Origin of the sequence: Dactylosporangium sp. NPDC050688 (assembly GCF_040654515.1) — a bacterium.
Classification (GTDB): Bacteria; Actinomycetota; Actinomycetes; order Mycobacteriales; family Micromonosporaceae; genus Dactylosporangium.
The window spans coordinates 273759-287689 of sequence record NZ_JBFAIC010000003.1 but is presented as its reverse complement, the minus strand read 5'-3'; the positions used below and the strand labels follow the sequence as shown (position 1 = coordinate 287689).

Below are 13931 nucleotides of genomic sequence, written 5' to 3'. Positions count from 1 at the left end.
TCATCCGCGACGGTGGACGGTGAGCAGTGTCCCGGGGATCGGCCGGGCCGGTGGCGGGTTCGCCGGAATTCACCAGTTGTCTGAGCCGGGCACCCGCGGCCAGCGGGCGCCCTCGGGGGCGATCAGGTAGGCGATGCCGCCGCTGCCGGAGGCGACGGTGCCGTTCGCGCGGTACCGCTTCGTGCGCAGCCACACCTGCTCGAACTCGGCGCGGCGGTACACGTTGCGGACCGCGTCGTTCGACGAGGACGCCGGGTCGTTGACGATCACGTCGCCGGTCGCGGTGAAGCCGACGATGACGAACAGGTGCCCTGACGTCGAGTAGTTCGCCCCGGTGAGCTCGGTCGCGAGGAACGACTGCGACGTGATCACCGGGATGCCGGCGGCGATGAACCGTTCGGCCTCGTCGAGGGAGTGCAGCCGGGTCACGATCCCGGTGAGCCCGTAGGTCGCGGCGTACGCGGTGTTGAACGGCCAGTTGCCGGCGCCCTCGTACGTGGCGTCGTAGGTGCTGCGGGCGGCGTGGTCGACCTGCGGGTCGGCGTAGGACGGGTCGACCCAGGCGAGGTCCTCGGCGCTCGGGCGGTGGCCCCAGTACTCGACGACCATCTCCGTCGACGTCGGCGAGCACCACGCCTCGCCGCCGCCGTCGTACTGCGGGTACTCGCCCTCGTGGATGTTCTGCGAGTACCGCGGCACGGCCAGCTCGCGGCCCCAGGCGATGTGCCCGGCGCTGGCCGGCACGCTGAACCGGTCCGGCACGTTGGAGGCCATCGCGCCGACCTGCCGGACGCGGGGCGCCGCGGCCGAGCCGGGCGTGCGGTACAGGGTGACCCGCAGCCGGTACGACGCCAGCAGCACCCCGGCGGCGACGTCGTCGACGGCGAACGTGTCGGTCCAGATCGACGACACGCCGTCGCCCTGGCCGTCGACGGAGGCGCGCCGGATGTCCTGGTCGCCGGCGGCCCAGCGGCCCATGACGTAGCGCGGGGTCGCCCGGCCGTCGGTGTACGTGCCCTCGAGGTCGACCTGCAGCCAGGTGCCGGCCGGGGTGTCGGCGTTCCACGACGCGACGAGCTCGCTGGCGCCGAAGCCGATGTGGTGCACCGGCGAGGTCCAGGTGGCGTACTCCCAGGTGCGGGTGGTGCCGGTGTGCGGGTCGGTGTACTCGGTGGTGCCGGCGGCCCGGCCGATCGTCAGGTACGGCGTGCGGCCCGGCACGGCCCGGGTGCCGTCGCCGGTGCCGCTGCGCCACTGCGGGTAGGACCGCCACGCGTGGAAGGCGATCTGCTCGTCGTGGCGGACCGTCCCGGGGTGCGCCGCGGCGGCGGGGGCCGGCATCACCAGTGCCAGGACCAGGGCGGCGGCAGTGGCGGCGATGGTTGCGGCGCGTCTCATGACCCCTCCGGTGGCGCGGGCAGGAACGACGGCAGGATCTGCACGTCGTCGAGGTTGACGAACATGACCCGGTGGCCGAACTGGACCTGCGCGTAGCGGGTCTGGCCGCGGATGACGGTCCAGTCGCCGGGGCCGGTGCCGGCGAACGTGGTGGCCCGGTAGTACTCGCCGGGCACGATGCCGCCGAGGGTGTACCGCTGCCCGGCCGCGAACGTGTACTGCAGCGGGGTGACCGCCTGGACGGGCACGCCCGCCGGGTACGCGGCCGCCTCGGGGTAGGCCCGCCCGTAGACGGGGATGCTGGTCCGGCCGGGTTTCGGGGTGACGACGAGCCCGGTCGACCACTTCGCCGCCGGGTGCGCGGGCGGGTTGTGGAACCAGCCGCGCTGCCCGAGGTACCAGACGGCGGTCCAGTCGCCCTGCCGGCCGGCGACCGCGTAGGTCTGCCCGGCGGCGGCGCGGGCGCCGTGGTCGGCGATCTGCATCGTGGCCGGTTCCCCGCCCGGGTGCAGGCCGGGGTCGGTGAGCAGCGGCGCGTCGGCGGACGGCGCGGTGCGCAGCAGCACCGTCGAGGCGCCGTGCGGCGGGCACGGGGTGTCCGGCGTGCCGGTGCAGCCGGTGAACGGCAGCCGGTTGCCGTCGTAGCCGGGATCGATGGTGACCAGTCCGGTCCGGGAGGTGCCGAGGGTGACGAACGGCGCGTGCAGCAGGTCGAAGTAGTGGCTCCAGTCCCAGTACGGGCCCGGGTCCCAGTGCATGCCCCTCACCGTCGACGGCACGGTGCCGGGGACGTTGTCGTGGCCGATGATGTGCTGCCGGTCCAGCGGGATCGCCAGCCGCACCGCCAGGTACCGCACCAGTTTCGCGGAGGCGCGGTACATCGCCTCGGTGTACCAGGCGCCCTGCTGCGCGGCGTACCCCTCGTGCTCCAGGCCGACGGACTTGGCGTTGACGTACCAGTTGCCGGCGTGCCAGGCGACGTCCTTGGTCCGCACGTGCTGGGCGACGTGGCCGTCGGCGGAGCGCAGCGTGTAGTGCCAGCTGACGTACGTCGGGTCCCGCACCAGGTCCAGCGTCGTGTCGTAGCTCGCCTCGGTGTCGTGGATGACGATGTACTCGATGCGCTGGCGCTGCGGCCGCTCGCTGAGGTCGTGGTTGCCGTAGTCGCCGGCGCCGGGGCCGGTCTGCTCGTAGGGCGCCGGGACCCACTCGCAGGACACGTCGGCGGGGCACTCCAGGCCGTCGGGGCGCGGCGGGGTGCGGCGCAGCCCGAGCCGGTCCAGCCAGCTCGTGACCGGTTGCAGGCGGGGCTGCGCGGGCAGGGTCAGCGGGTGCCCGTCGTCGGTGGTGCGGGCGGCGCCGTCGCGCAGGGTCGCGTACACCTCGTCGGCGAAGGCGGCCGCGGCGCCGGTGGTGCCGGCGCCGCTGTACCGCGCGACCGCGCCGTACCAGGCGGCGGGGTCGCTGCCGGCGCCGGACGGGCCGCCGGCGTCGCGCTGGTAGGCGGCGAGCAGCGCGGCGCCGCCGTGGATGTTGGCGGCCGGATCGGTGCGCAGTGTGTCGGCGCCGGTACCGGTGAGCTCGGCGGCGCGCTGGAGCGTCTGCAGCGCCGGCCCGGCCGGGACGGACGTGGCGGGCCGGACGGTCCTCGGGGCCCGGGCGTCGTCGCCGCGCGCGTCCCCGCCGGTGCCGCTGCCGGCCTCGTCGTGCCTCCCGGCCGCTGCGGCGGCCAGGGTGGCGGCGTCGGTGAGGTGCATCGGGCCGTAGCCGGCGCCGGTGCTGGGGGCGCCGCCGTTGGTGTCCCAGCGGGACTCCAGGTAGGACACGCCGAGCAGGACGCTCTGCGGCACGCCCCAGGTCTGCGCCGCCGCGGCGTAGGTGGCCTGGCGGGCGTCGGGCCCGGCGGCGGCGGCCGGGGCGGCGCCGCCGAGGGCGGTGATCGTGGCGGCGGCGAGCGTGAGAGCCGTCGCGGCGCTGAGGGGGGCGGTCGTGGCGAGGGAGCGGCGAGGCCGGCGCATCGAACCTCCTGACTGCGGGTGGCTCGGCACAGCGTGACGCATAGCAATCTTTGACGTCAATCCCTTGCGAAAAGTTGCCCTGACTCGTGGGGAACCTACGTACCACCGCGCGGATTTGCCCGGAATTACCGGTCTTCGCGCAGGATGCAGCCGCACCGGGGGACGCTCGCAGGCTTTGCAGAGTCGTTACCACCGACCGGTGACGGCGCGGGTTTCGTAGATTACCTTCACTCTAACGTCGTCCTGCGGCGGTTATCTACAGTCGTTGCCTTCGATCAAGGAGGTCGGCGCCGATGAGTGTCGTGCCGCTGGATGTGGGACGGGTGGGTCAGACCGACACGCCCGCCGCTGACGGGGGGCCGGGCGGCCCGATCGCCGCCCGGTCGCCGGGGCAGGCCGTCCGGCTGCGCCTGCGCCGTGACCGCACCGCGCTGGTCAGCGGTGTCGTGTCGGCGCTGCTCGTCGTCGTCGCGATCGCCGCACCGCTCATCGAGGCGGCCTACGGCATCGGCCCGCAGGACACGTTCAAGGACGACCTGGACCGCTACGGCATGCCGTACGGGGTGGCCGGCGGGGTCTCGGCGCAGCACTGGTTCGGCATCGAGCCGGGCCTCGGCCGCGACGTGTTCATCCAGATGGTCTACGGGATGCGCACCTCGCTCGGCATCGCGTTCGCCGCGGCGCTGACCACCACGGTCCTCGGCGTGCTCGCCGGCATCGTCTCCGGCTACCTCGGCGGCTGGGCCGACGCCGTCATCAACTGGATCACCGACGTAGCCCTGGCGCTGCCGTTCCTCATCTTCACCCTCGCCCTGATCCGCCCCCTCGAACTGGCCTTCTACGGCCCCCGCGAGGCGGTGCCCGGCTGGTTCCGGGTCGTCGTGCTCATCGGGCTGTTCGCCCTGTTCGGCTGGACCGGCACGGCCCGGCTGGTCCGCGGTCAGGTGCTGTCGCTGCGCGAGCGCGAGTTCGTCGACGCGGCCCGCGCCACCGGCGCCCGCACCTCGCGGATCCTGTTCCGGGAGCTGCTGCCGAACCTGTGGGCGCCGGTCATCGTGGTGTTCTCGCTGTCGATCCCGGCGTACATCACCAGCGAGGCGGCCCTGAGCTTCCTCGGCATCGGCATGCTGGAGCCGACCCCCGACTTCGGCCGCATGATCTTCCGCAGCCTCAACTACCTGCAGACCGACCCGGCGTACGTGTGCTTCCCCGGCGTCACGATCTTCGTGCTGGTCCTCGCGTTCAACCTGTTCGGCGACGCGGTCCGCGACGCGCTGGACCCCCGCTCGGCGACCCGGCCGGCCCGGTAGCGCGCCGTGCTCGCCTTCCTGATCCGGCGGATCCTCCTGGCCGTGCTCACCCTGTTCGCGGTGAGCGTGCTGACGTTCCTGATGTTCTTCGCGCTGCCCCGCGACCCGGCGACCGCGATGTGCCCGAAGAACTGCGACGCGGCCCGCCTCGAACGCGTCCGCGACGAGCTGGGCCTCAACGACCCGAAGCACGTGCAGTACCTGCACTACGTGCGGGGCATCTTCGCCGGCCGGGACCTCGGCGCCGCCCAGGGCGGGCACTGCGACGCGCCCTGCCTGGGCTGGTCCTACGTCAACGGCGAACCGGTCACCGAGACCTTCGTCCGGGTCGTGCCGGTGACGCTGAGCATCGTGGTGCCCGCCTCGGTCCTGTGGCTCGCCGCCGGCATCGGCCTGGGCATGCTGTCCGCGCTGCGGCTCGGCACAGTCTTCGACCGCCTCGCGATCGGCGCGTCGCTGACCGGGGCGTCGCTGCAGCTGTACTTCGTCGGCGGGGTCCTGCTGCTCGTCTTCGTCTACACGCTGAAGATCCTGCCGTACCCGCGGTACACCTCGATCCTGGACAACCCGTGGGACTGGGCGACGGCGCTGATCCTGCCGTGGTGCGCCCTCGCCGTGCTGTTCAGCGCCGTCTACGCCCGGCTGTCGCGGGCGCAGATGCTCGAGACGCTGTCGGAGGACTTCGTGCGCACGGCGCAGGCGAAGGGGCTGCGGTACCGCACCGTCGTGCGCCGGCACGCGCTGCGCGCCGCGCTGACCCCGCTCGTCACGACCGCCGGCATCGACATCGGCGCCGCGCTCGGCGGCACCGTCATCACCGAGACCACGTTCGGGCTGCGCGGCCTCGGACGGACCGCGATCGACGCGGTCAAGGACGGCGACCTGCCCACGATCATGGGCACCGTCCTGCTCGCGGCCGCGTTCATCGTCGCGGCCAACCTCGTCGTCGACGTGCTCTACACCCTCATCGACCCGCGCGTCCGGTTGCGATGACGACCCACCACCCCCGGGAGGACCACATGAGATACCGGCCCGTGACAGCCCTGGTGCTGCTGACGCTCGTCGCCGGCCTCGGCGCGTGCAGCAACAACAAGCGCACCGACGACGAGGCGGCACCCGACGCCGGCCGGCAGGCCAGCGGGTCGATCGCGACCGATCCGAAGGACTCCCGCGGCCCCGCCGCCGAGGTCCCCGGCGCGGCGAAGGGCGGCACGGTCACCGTGCTGCGCCAGAGCAAGGTCTCCCACCTCGACCCGCAGCGGGTGTACTCGTTCGTCGGGCTGACCGCGTCGCAGCTGTACGCGCGGCGGCTCACCACGTACAAGGACGACGGCAAGGGCAAGGTGGTCCTCGTCGGCGACCTGGCCGAGACGCCCGGCACCGACGTCACGAAGGACTGCAAGACCTGGGAGTTCAAGATCAAAGAGGGGGTGAAGTTCGAGGACGGCAGCGCGGTCACGTCCAAGGAGATCGCCTACGGCATCGCCCGCTCGTTCGACCTCGCGCTCACCGGCGGCCCCACGTACCTGCAGGAGTGGCTCGCCGACACGCCCCAGTTCGACACGAAGTTCAACTTCACCGCCGACAAGACCGCGCTGCCGCCCGGGCTGAGCACCCCCGACCCGCGCACGCTGCGCTTCACGTTCGCCCGGCCGCACTGCGACCTGCCGTTCGCGGTGTCACTGCCGGCGACCGCGCCCGTGCCGCCGGCGAAGGACACCGGCACCGACTACGACAAGGCCCCGTTCTCCTCCGGCCCGTACCGGCTCGCGAAGAACGAGGCCGGCACCCGGCTCACGTTCGAGCGCAACCCGCACTGGGACCCGGCCACCGACCCGATGCGCCACCAGTACCCCGACGCGTTCGTCTACGAGTTCGGCGCCAACCCCGTCACGCAGACCAACCGGATCATCGCCGACAGCGGCGCCGACGCGTCCGCCGTGTCGTTCAACGGCGTCGACGCCTCGCTGGTGTCCAAAGTGGTCAGTGACCCGGCGCTGAAGGCGCGCACCCTGCAGGAGCCCACGCCCAGCGAGTACACCCTCACCATCAACAACAACCGGGTCACCGACCTGAAGGTCCGCCAGGCCCTCAACTACGCCATCGACCGCGACGGCGTGGTCAAGACCCTCGGCGGGGACACCGTCGCCCGCGGCGTCACCACCCTCATGCCGCCGGCCACGATCGGCTGGAAGAACTACGACGCGTACCCGGCCGGCCGCACCGGCAACCCCGGCAAGGCCCGCGAGCTGCTCGGCGGCGCGACCCCGGAGCTGGTCCTCGGCTTCCCCGACGACGCGCGCAACCAGGAGCTCAGCACCACCCTCAAGGCCAACCTGGAGAAGGCCGGCTTCCGCATCACGCTGAAGCCGATCGCCGCGGACACGTTCCTCGACGAGACCAAGAAGAAGAACAACCCCTGGGACCTGTACATCGGCTCCTGGGGCGCGGACTGGCCCAGCGGCGCCTCGATCCTGCCGGTCCTCTACGACGGCCGGGCCATCAAGGACGGCGGCAGCAACAACGGCGCGTCCTACCTCAACGCGCCCGCGCTCAACGCCGAGTTCGACCGGATCCTCGCCATGCCCGTCGCCGACCAGCTCGCCGAGTGGGGCCGCCTCGACGAGAAGATCATGCTGGAGTACGCGCCGGTCGTGCCGCTGTACGTCGACGTCATGTTCACCATCCACGGCTCGAAGGTCGGTGGCGTCTTCATCGACTCCATCTGGGGCAGCGTCGCCGTCACCAACGCCTACGTCCGCCCGTGACCCCGTTGTTCTTCGAGGAGGCGCCCGGCCGGATCTCCGTGGTCCTGGGCCGGCCGGGCGCCCCGCCGGCCCGCACCCGGCTGCCGGACGCGCCGCACGCCGCGGCCAGCATGATGAAGCTGTCCGTGCTCGTCGCGCTGTACCGGGCCGGGGACGCCGGCACCGCCGACCTGGACGCGCCGGTGCCGGTGGTGAACGACTTCGCCTCGGCGCTCGGCTCCCGGTACACCGCCGACCCCGGCTACGACAACGAGCACGCCGTCTGGGACCGCCTCGGCGGCACCGCCCCGGCCCGCTGGCTGGCCCGCCGGATGATCGCCGGGTCCAGCAACCTCGCCACGAACCTGCTCCTCGGCGTGCTGGGGCTACCCGCGGTCGCCGCCGCGTGGCGGGCGGCCGGGGCGACCGGCAGCGTCACCGGCCGCGGCATCGGCGACCTGGCCGCCGAGGCCGCCGGCATCCGCAACACCGTCACCGCCGCCGACCTCGCCCGGCTCCTCGGCGGCATCGCCGCCGGGACCGTCGCCACTGCCGGCTCCTGCGCCGAGATGCTCGACGTCCTGGCCGCCCAGGAGCACCGGGTCGACCTCGCCGCCGGCGTCCCCGCCGGGGTGCCGGTGGCGCACAAGAACGGCTGGATCACCGGCGTGCGGCACAGCGCCGGCGTGGTGCTGCCCGGCGACGCGCCGCCGTACGTGCTCGCCGTGTGCACCACCGGCTGCCCCGACGACGGCGGCGCCTGCCGGCTGATCGCCCGGGTGTCCCGGCTCGCCTACGCCCTGCGCGGGTCGCTGTGATCCGGGCGGTCCGCACGCACCGGGTGTCGGCGCCGTTCCACACCCCGTTCGTCACCGCCCTGCGCCGCGCCACCACCGCCGAGTCGCTCGTCGTGGAGCTCGAGGACGCCGACGGCCGCCGCGGCTACGGCGAGGCACCCCAGGTGTGGCAGGTCACCGGCGGCAGCGTCGCCGGCGCCGAGGCCTGCGTGCACCAGCTGCTCGGGCCGCTGCTCACCGGCCGCGACGCCGACGACGTGACCGGCGCCGGCCGCCTCGTGCAGCGCGCCGCCCAGCGCAACGAGGGCGCGAAGGCCGCCGTCGACGTCGCCCTGCACGACCTCGCCGCCCGCCGCGCCGGCCTGCCCCTCGTGCGCTACCTCGGCGGCGTGGCCACCACCGTGCCGACCGACGTCACCCTGCCCGCCGGCACCCCCGACACCCTCGCCGCCGCCGCGCACGACCGGGTCCGCGAAGGCTTCCGGGTGCTGAAGGTCAAGGTCGGCGACGCCGGCACCGACCTCGCCCGGGTCCGCGAGATCCGCGCCCGGGTCGGCCCCGCCGTCGCGCTGCGCCTGGACGCCAACCAGGGCTGGACCCCGCGGGAGGCGGTCCGGGTCATCCGCGGCATCGAGGACGCCGGCCTCGACGTCGAGCTCGTCGAGCAGCCCGTCCCCCGCCACGACCTCGACGGCCTCGCCTGGGTCAGCGACCGCGTCGGCGTGCCGATCCTCGCCGACGAGGCCGTGTTCGGCGCCCGCGACCTGGTCGAGGTGATCCGCCGCCGGGCCGCCGACCTGGTCAACGTGAAGCTCGCCAAGTGCGGCGGCCTCGGCCCCGCCCGTACCCTGCTGGACCTCGCCGCCGCGCACGACATGGGCACCCTGGTCGGCTCGATGATGGAGACCGAGATCGGCGTCGGGGCCGCCGCCAGCCTGGCCGCCGCCTACGGCACCACCGCCGTGTCCGACCTGGACGCCGCCTGGTGGCTCGCGTCCTCCCCGGTGCGCGGCGGCATCCGGTACGCCGGCGACCAGGTCCACCTGCCCGACGCCCCCGGCCTCGGCGTCACCCTGGAGGTCGTATGACCAGCACGGAGCGCAGCGGAGGGCTGGGCATCATGGGCGCAGTCCTGAGGTCAGGGCGACGCCGGAGCGCAGCGGAGGTGACGTCATGACCCCGGCCGCGGTACGCGTGCCGGTGGCCACCGTCTGGTCGTCACCGTCCCTGGTCCGCCCCAGCGACGCGGCGGCCGTGCGGGACGACCCGGACCTGGCCGCCTGGATGCTTGCCATGACCCCCGACGAGCAGACCTCCAGCGCCGTGGTCACCCAGCTGCTGCTCGGCGACCCGGTCACCGTCGACGAGGTCCGCCCGGACGGCTGGGCGAGGGTGGTCGCACCCACCCAGGCCGCGCCGACGCTGGATCCGCGGGGCTACCCGGGCTGGATGCGCACGTCCCACCTGGCCGAGCCCGCTCTTGACGACGGTGGTGGTGGCGCGCTGGTGGTCGACGCGCTGTCCACCACCCTCGTGGACGCCCCCGCCGGGCGCCCTGTGCTGCCCGGCGTGGTCCTCGGCACGCTGCTGTCCCCGGCAGGCCCGGCCATCAGCCCGGCCCTCAGCCCGGCGTCCGGCGGGGCTTCCGGCGGGGCCCGGGGTGGCTGGCTGCCGGTACAGGTCCCCGGCCGCCCCCAGCCGCTGTGGGCCCGCACCGCCGACCTCGCCCCGGTCCCGTCGACCCCGCCGACCGGCGCCGAGGCCCTCGCCGTGGCCCGCCGCCTGCTGGGCGCCGTCTACGTGTGGGGCGGCCTGTCCAACCTCGGCATCGACTGCTCCGGCCTGGTCCACCTGACCTGGCGCCGCCTCGGCGTCCGCCTCCCCCGCGACGCCCATGACCAGGCCGCCGCGGCGCCCCGCGTCGCCCCGGGCACCGAACGCCCCGGCGACCTGTACTGCTTCGCCCGCCCCGGCCGCCGCGTCCACCACGTCGCCGTCGTGGTCACCCCGCCCGACGGCACCACCCCGCCCCGGATCCTGCACGCCTCCCCCGGCCGGCACGGCGTCGTCGAGGAACCCATGGCCCCCGACCGCGCCGCAACCCTCACCGGCGCCCACCGCCCCTGACCGGGCCGGCGGCCGCTCACTCCCCCGTGGCGGGCACGTCCAGCAGCTGGGCCAGGTGTACCGCGGGACGGTCGCGCAGGTCGGCGACCTGGGTGCGGCACGAGAAGCCGTCGGCGAGCACGACCGCGTCCGGGGCAGCGTCCAGGGCCGGCAGCAGGTGCTGCTCCGCCACGGCGACGGAGACGTCGTAGTGGCCGATCTCGACGCCGAAGTTGCCGGCCAGGCCGCAGCAGCCGGGCAGGCGCCGGACCTTGGCGCCGGTGGCGGCGAGCAGGTCGGCGTCGGTCTTCCAGCCGAGGACGGCGTGGTGGTGGCAGTGCGGCTGGGCGACGACCTCGACGCCGGACAGGTCGGGCGGGGCCCAGCCGGGGGTGGCGCTGAGCAGCTCGGCGAGGGTGCGCACGGAGCCGGCGACGGCGGCCGCGTCCTCGTCGCCGGGGAGCAGCTCGTGGATGTCGGAGCGCAGGACCGCGGTGCAGGAGGGTTCGATGCCGACGATGGGCACGCCGGCGCGGGCGTCGGGGGCGAGGGCCGCGACGGTCCGGGACAGGATCTTACGGGCGCCGTCGAGCTGGCCGGTGGTGATCCAGGTCAGGCCGCAGCACACGGGGGCCGACGGGAGGCGGGGTTCGTAGCCGGCGGCGCGCAGCACCCGTACCGTGGCCGCCGCCGCATCCGGGGAGAACGCGTCGGAGAACGAGTCGGCGAACAGGACGACCGGCGTGCCGCCCGGCTGGGGGCGGAAGGTGCGCCGGAACGGGCGGCGGGCGAACGCGGGCACGCTGCGGCGGCGGTCGACGCCCGCGAGCCACAGCAGGAGGCGGCCGAGGCCGGGCAGGCGGATGCCGAGGTTCGCCAGCCGTGGGGTCCAGCCGGCCAGGCGCGCCCAGCGGGGCAGCCTGCCGAGGGTGTAGTGCGAGCGGGGGCGCAGGCGGCCACGGTACGTCTGGTGCAGCACCTCGGACTTGTACGTGGCCATGTCGATGCCGGTCGGGCAGTCCGACGCGCAGCCCTTGCAGGACAGGCACAGGTCGAGCGCGTCGTGGACCGACGGGTCGGACCAGGCGAGCTCGCCGCGCACGACCTCCTGCAGCACCCTGGCGCGGCCCCGGGTGGAGTCCTTCTCCTCCCGGGTCGCCAGGTACGACGGGCACATCACCCCGCCGGCCGCGGCGTTGTCGGCGCGGCACTTGCCGACCCCGGTGCAGCGGTGCACGGCCTGGGCGAGGTCGCCGCCGTCGTGCGGGTACGCCATGGCGAGGCCCTTGAGCGGGAACCGGCCGGCCGGGCGGACGTCGGCGTCGACCGGGTCGGGATCGACGAGCACGCCGGGGTTGAGCAGGTTGCCGGGGTCGAACGCGTGCTTGACGGCGGCGAACAGGGCGATCGCGTCGGCGGAGTACATGTGCGGCAGCAGCTGCGAGCGGGCGCGGCCGTCGCCGTGCTCGCCGGACAGCGACCCGCCGAACTCGCCGACGAGCTTGGCGGCGTCGGTGAGGAAGTCGCGCAGGATCTTCGTGCCGCCCGGCTCGTCGAGCGGGAAGTCGAGGCGCACGTGCATGCAGCCGTCGCCGAAGTGCCCGAACGGCGCGGAGGTGAGCTTGTACGCCGCGACGAGCTCGTCGAAGCGGGCCAGGTACGCCCCCAGCCGCTGCGGCGGGACGGCGGCGTCCTCCCAGCCGGGCCACGCGGGCCGGTCCGACGGGGCGCGTCCGGCCAGGCCCGCGCCGTCCTCGCGGATGCGCCACAGCTGCGCCTGGGTGGCGGGGTCGGTGACCACGAGCGTGTCGTCGCCGATGCCGTCGGCGGCGAGCCGGCGGGCCCGGGCCTCGACCTCGCCGGCGTCGTCCCCGGCGAGCTCGACGAACAGCCACGCCCCGCCCCGCGGCAGCGGCGGCACGGCGGCCGGGCCGCGGCGGGCGAGCAGCACGTCGATGAGGCGCGAGTCGAGGCCCTCGCACGACGTCGGGCCGTGCGCGACGACCGCGGGGGCGGCCTCGCCGGCGGCGACGATGTCGCGGAAGCCGAGCACCACCACGACCCGCGCGGGGGCGTCGACGACGAGCTTCACGGTGGCCCTGGTGATGACGGCCAGGGTGCCCTCCGAGCCGACGAGGGCCTGGGTGAGGTCGAAGCGCTCGGGGAGGAGGTGCTGCACCGCGTACCCGGATACCTGGCGGCCGAACCGGTCGAACTCGGTGCGGGCGGTGGCCAGATGCCGGCCCACGGCCGCGCGGGCCGCGTCGACGGTCGCGGCGGCCCCGCGCGCGAACGGCGCCCCGCCGTCGTAGCCGGTGGTGAGGGTCTCGCCGGCGGCGGTCAGCAGCTCCAGTCCTGCCACGTTGTCGCTGGTACGCCCGTACGCGAGCGACCGCGACCCGCACGCGTTGTTGCCGATCATCCCGCCGATCGTGCAGCGGGGGTGCGTGGACGGGTCGGGTCCGAACCGCACGCCGTGCGGGGTGACGGCCTTCTGCAGCACGGCGTGCACGGTCCCGGGCTCCACGACGGCGGTGCGCGCCTCGGGGTCGACGGCGAGGACCCGGTTGAGGTGCCGGGAGAAGTCCAGCACGATGCCCCGGCCGACCGCGTTGCCCGCCACGGACGTGCCGGCGCCGCGGGACGTGACCGGCACCCCGGTCTCCCGGGCCACGGCGAGCGCGGCGGCGACCTCGTCCACGTGCCTGGGCCGCACCACCGCGAGGGGCGGGATGCGGTACAGCGATGCGTCCGAGGCATACATGCCGCGCGTGCCGGCGTCGGACCGGACCTCGAGCCCGGCCCGCTCCAGCGCCGCCACCACGTCAGTCATGAGTAACATGTTACTCATGCCGTCGCTCCGCCTGCCGCAGGAGGCCCCGTCCCTCGCCGACGCCGTCGCCCAGGCCGTCCGCGACGGCATCGCCGCCGGCGAGCTGCTGCCGGAGCGGAGGTACTCGGTCTACCAGCTCGCCGAGCTGCTCGGCGTCTCCCGCAGCCCGGTCCGCGAGGGCATGCTCCGCCTCGCCGAGGCCGGCCTGGTCGTGATCCAGCGCAACCGCGGCTTCCGCGTCCTGCCACCCCGCGCCCGCGACATCGAGGAGATCATCGAGATCCGCCTGGCCCTGGAGGCGCCGGCGGCCAGGAAGGCCGCGGTCACCGGCACCGCCGAGCAGCACGCCGCCATCCGGACCGCCCTGGACACGATGGCCCGGGCCGCCGCCGGCGGCGACGAGGCGGCCTTCTGGCCCGCCGACCGGTCGCTGCACGACCTGCTGCTGCACACCGCCGGCAACACCCGCGCCGCGGCGATCGTCGCCCAGCTGCGCTCGACGACCGCCCTGCTCGGCCCCCCGACGACGGCCGGCGGCCGGACGCTGACCCAGATCCACGCCGAGCACGAGCCGGTGGTGACGGCGGTCCTGGCCAGGGACGGCGCGGCCGCGGAGTCCGCGATGCGCACCCACCTGGAAGCCACGGGCAGGCTGCTGATGATGCGGTTGTAGCGCTGCGACGCTCCGGAGCCGCCGGCCGGACCACCGTGGTGGATCGAAG

At 74.6% G+C, this 13931-nt stretch carries 10 protein-coding genes; 7 read left to right on the top strand and 3 right to left on the bottom strand.

The window, feature by feature from the left end; translation table 11 throughout:
• Positions 1-69: 69 nt before the first annotated feature.
• Entirely contained in the window at positions 70-1398 is a 1329-nt protein-coding gene (locus AB0H83_RS05440) for a C39 family peptidase (protein WP_360087222.1), read from the bottom strand.
• Positions 1395-3416, bottom strand: a complete 2022-nt coding sequence (locus AB0H83_RS05435; RefSeq protein WP_360087219.1) for an N-acetylmuramoyl-L-alanine amidase — start codon at positions 3414-3416, stop codon at positions 1395-1397. The genes AB0H83_RS05440 and AB0H83_RS05435 overlap by 4 nt, the downstream gene beginning before the upstream one ends.
• Positions 3417-3709: 293 nt before the next feature.
• Between AB0H83_RS05435 and AB0H83_RS05430 the strand changes: the two genes are divergently transcribed.
• The 6 genes from AB0H83_RS05430 to AB0H83_RS05405 all read left to right on the top strand — a co-directional run bounded on the left by AB0H83_RS05430 (position 3710) and on the right by AB0H83_RS05405 (position 10397).
• Positions 3710-4726: an ABC transporter permease gene (locus tag AB0H83_RS05430; RefSeq protein WP_360087216.1), complete on the top strand. Its 1017-nt coding sequence runs from the start codon at positions 3710-3712 to the stop codon at positions 4724-4726.
• A 6-nt stretch (positions 4727-4732) separates the two neighbouring features.
• Positions 4733-5719 carry an ABC transporter permease gene (locus AB0H83_RS05425; RefSeq protein ID WP_360087213.1) on the top strand — a complete coding sequence of 329 codons (987 nt, stop codon included), beginning with the start codon at positions 4733-4735 and terminating at the stop codon, positions 5717-5719.
• Positions 5720-5745: 26 nt separating this feature from the next.
• Complete coding sequence (locus tag AB0H83_RS05420) at positions 5746-7494, top strand: ABC transporter substrate-binding protein (protein ID WP_360087210.1); 1749 nt, start codon at positions 5746-5748, stop codon at positions 7492-7494.
• Between the two features lie 38 nt (positions 7495-7532).
• Positions 7533-8291 carry a serine hydrolase gene (locus AB0H83_RS05415; RefSeq protein ID WP_360087321.1) on the top strand — a complete coding sequence of 253 codons (759 nt, stop codon included), beginning with the start codon at positions 7533-7535 and terminating at the stop codon, positions 8289-8291.
• Positions 8288-9358, top strand: a complete 1071-nt coding sequence (locus AB0H83_RS05410; RefSeq protein WP_360087207.1) for a dipeptide epimerase — start codon at positions 8288-8290, stop codon at positions 9356-9358. Before AB0H83_RS05415 ends, AB0H83_RS05410 begins: the two co-directional genes overlap by 4 nt.
• A gap of 85 nt (positions 9359-9443) precedes the next feature.
• On the top strand, positions 9444-10397 hold the full coding sequence (locus tag AB0H83_RS05405; RefSeq protein WP_360087204.1) for an SH3 domain-containing C40 family peptidase: 954 nt from the start codon (positions 9444-9446) through the stop codon (positions 10395-10397).
• A gap of 16 nt (positions 10398-10413) precedes the next feature.
• Here the strand turns inward: AB0H83_RS05405 and AB0H83_RS05400 are convergent, their stop codons facing one another.
• The gene (locus AB0H83_RS05400) at positions 10414-13209 is read right to left on the bottom strand and encodes an FAD-binding and (Fe-S)-binding domain-containing protein (protein WP_360087201.1); all 2796 of its coding nucleotides are present in this window, start codon (positions 13207-13209) and stop codon (positions 10414-10416) included.
• Here AB0H83_RS05400 and AB0H83_RS05395 point away from each other — a divergent pair.
• Positions 13208-13882, top strand: coding sequence for a GntR family transcriptional regulator (locus AB0H83_RS05395; protein ID WP_360087198.1), 675 nt, complete (start codon positions 13208-13210; stop codon positions 13880-13882). The two genes, AB0H83_RS05400 and AB0H83_RS05395, sit on opposite strands and share 2 nt — an antisense overlap.
• The last annotated feature ends 49 nt before the right edge of the window (positions 13883-13931 follow it).

Coding starts and splice junctions, on each gene's coding strand:
- AB0H83_RS05440 (WP_360087222.1), bottom strand. CDS start 1,398: ATGAGACGCGCCGCAACCATCGCCGCCACTGCCGCCGCCCTGGTCCTG.
- AB0H83_RS05435 (WP_360087219.1), bottom strand. CDS start 3,416: ATGCGCCGGCCTCGCCGCTCCCTCGCCACGACCGCCCCCCTCAGCGCC.
- AB0H83_RS05430 (WP_360087216.1), top strand. CDS start 3,710: ATGAGTGTCGTGCCGCTGGATGTGGGACGGGTGGGTCAGACCGACACG.
- AB0H83_RS05420 (WP_360087210.1), top strand. CDS start 5,746: ATGAGATACCGGCCCGTGACAGCCCTGGTGCTGCTGACGCTCGTCGCC.
- AB0H83_RS05405 (WP_360087204.1), top strand. CDS start 9,444: ATGACCCCGGCCGCGGTACGCGTGCCGGTGGCCACCGTCTGGTCGTCA.
- AB0H83_RS05395 (WP_360087198.1), top strand. CDS start 13,208: ATGAGTAACATGTTACTCATGCCGTCGCTCCGCCTGCCGCAGGAGGCC.
- AB0H83_RS05400 (WP_360087201.1), bottom strand. CDS start 13,209: ATGACTGACGTGGTGGCGGCGCTGGAGCGGGCCGGGCTCGAGGTCCGG.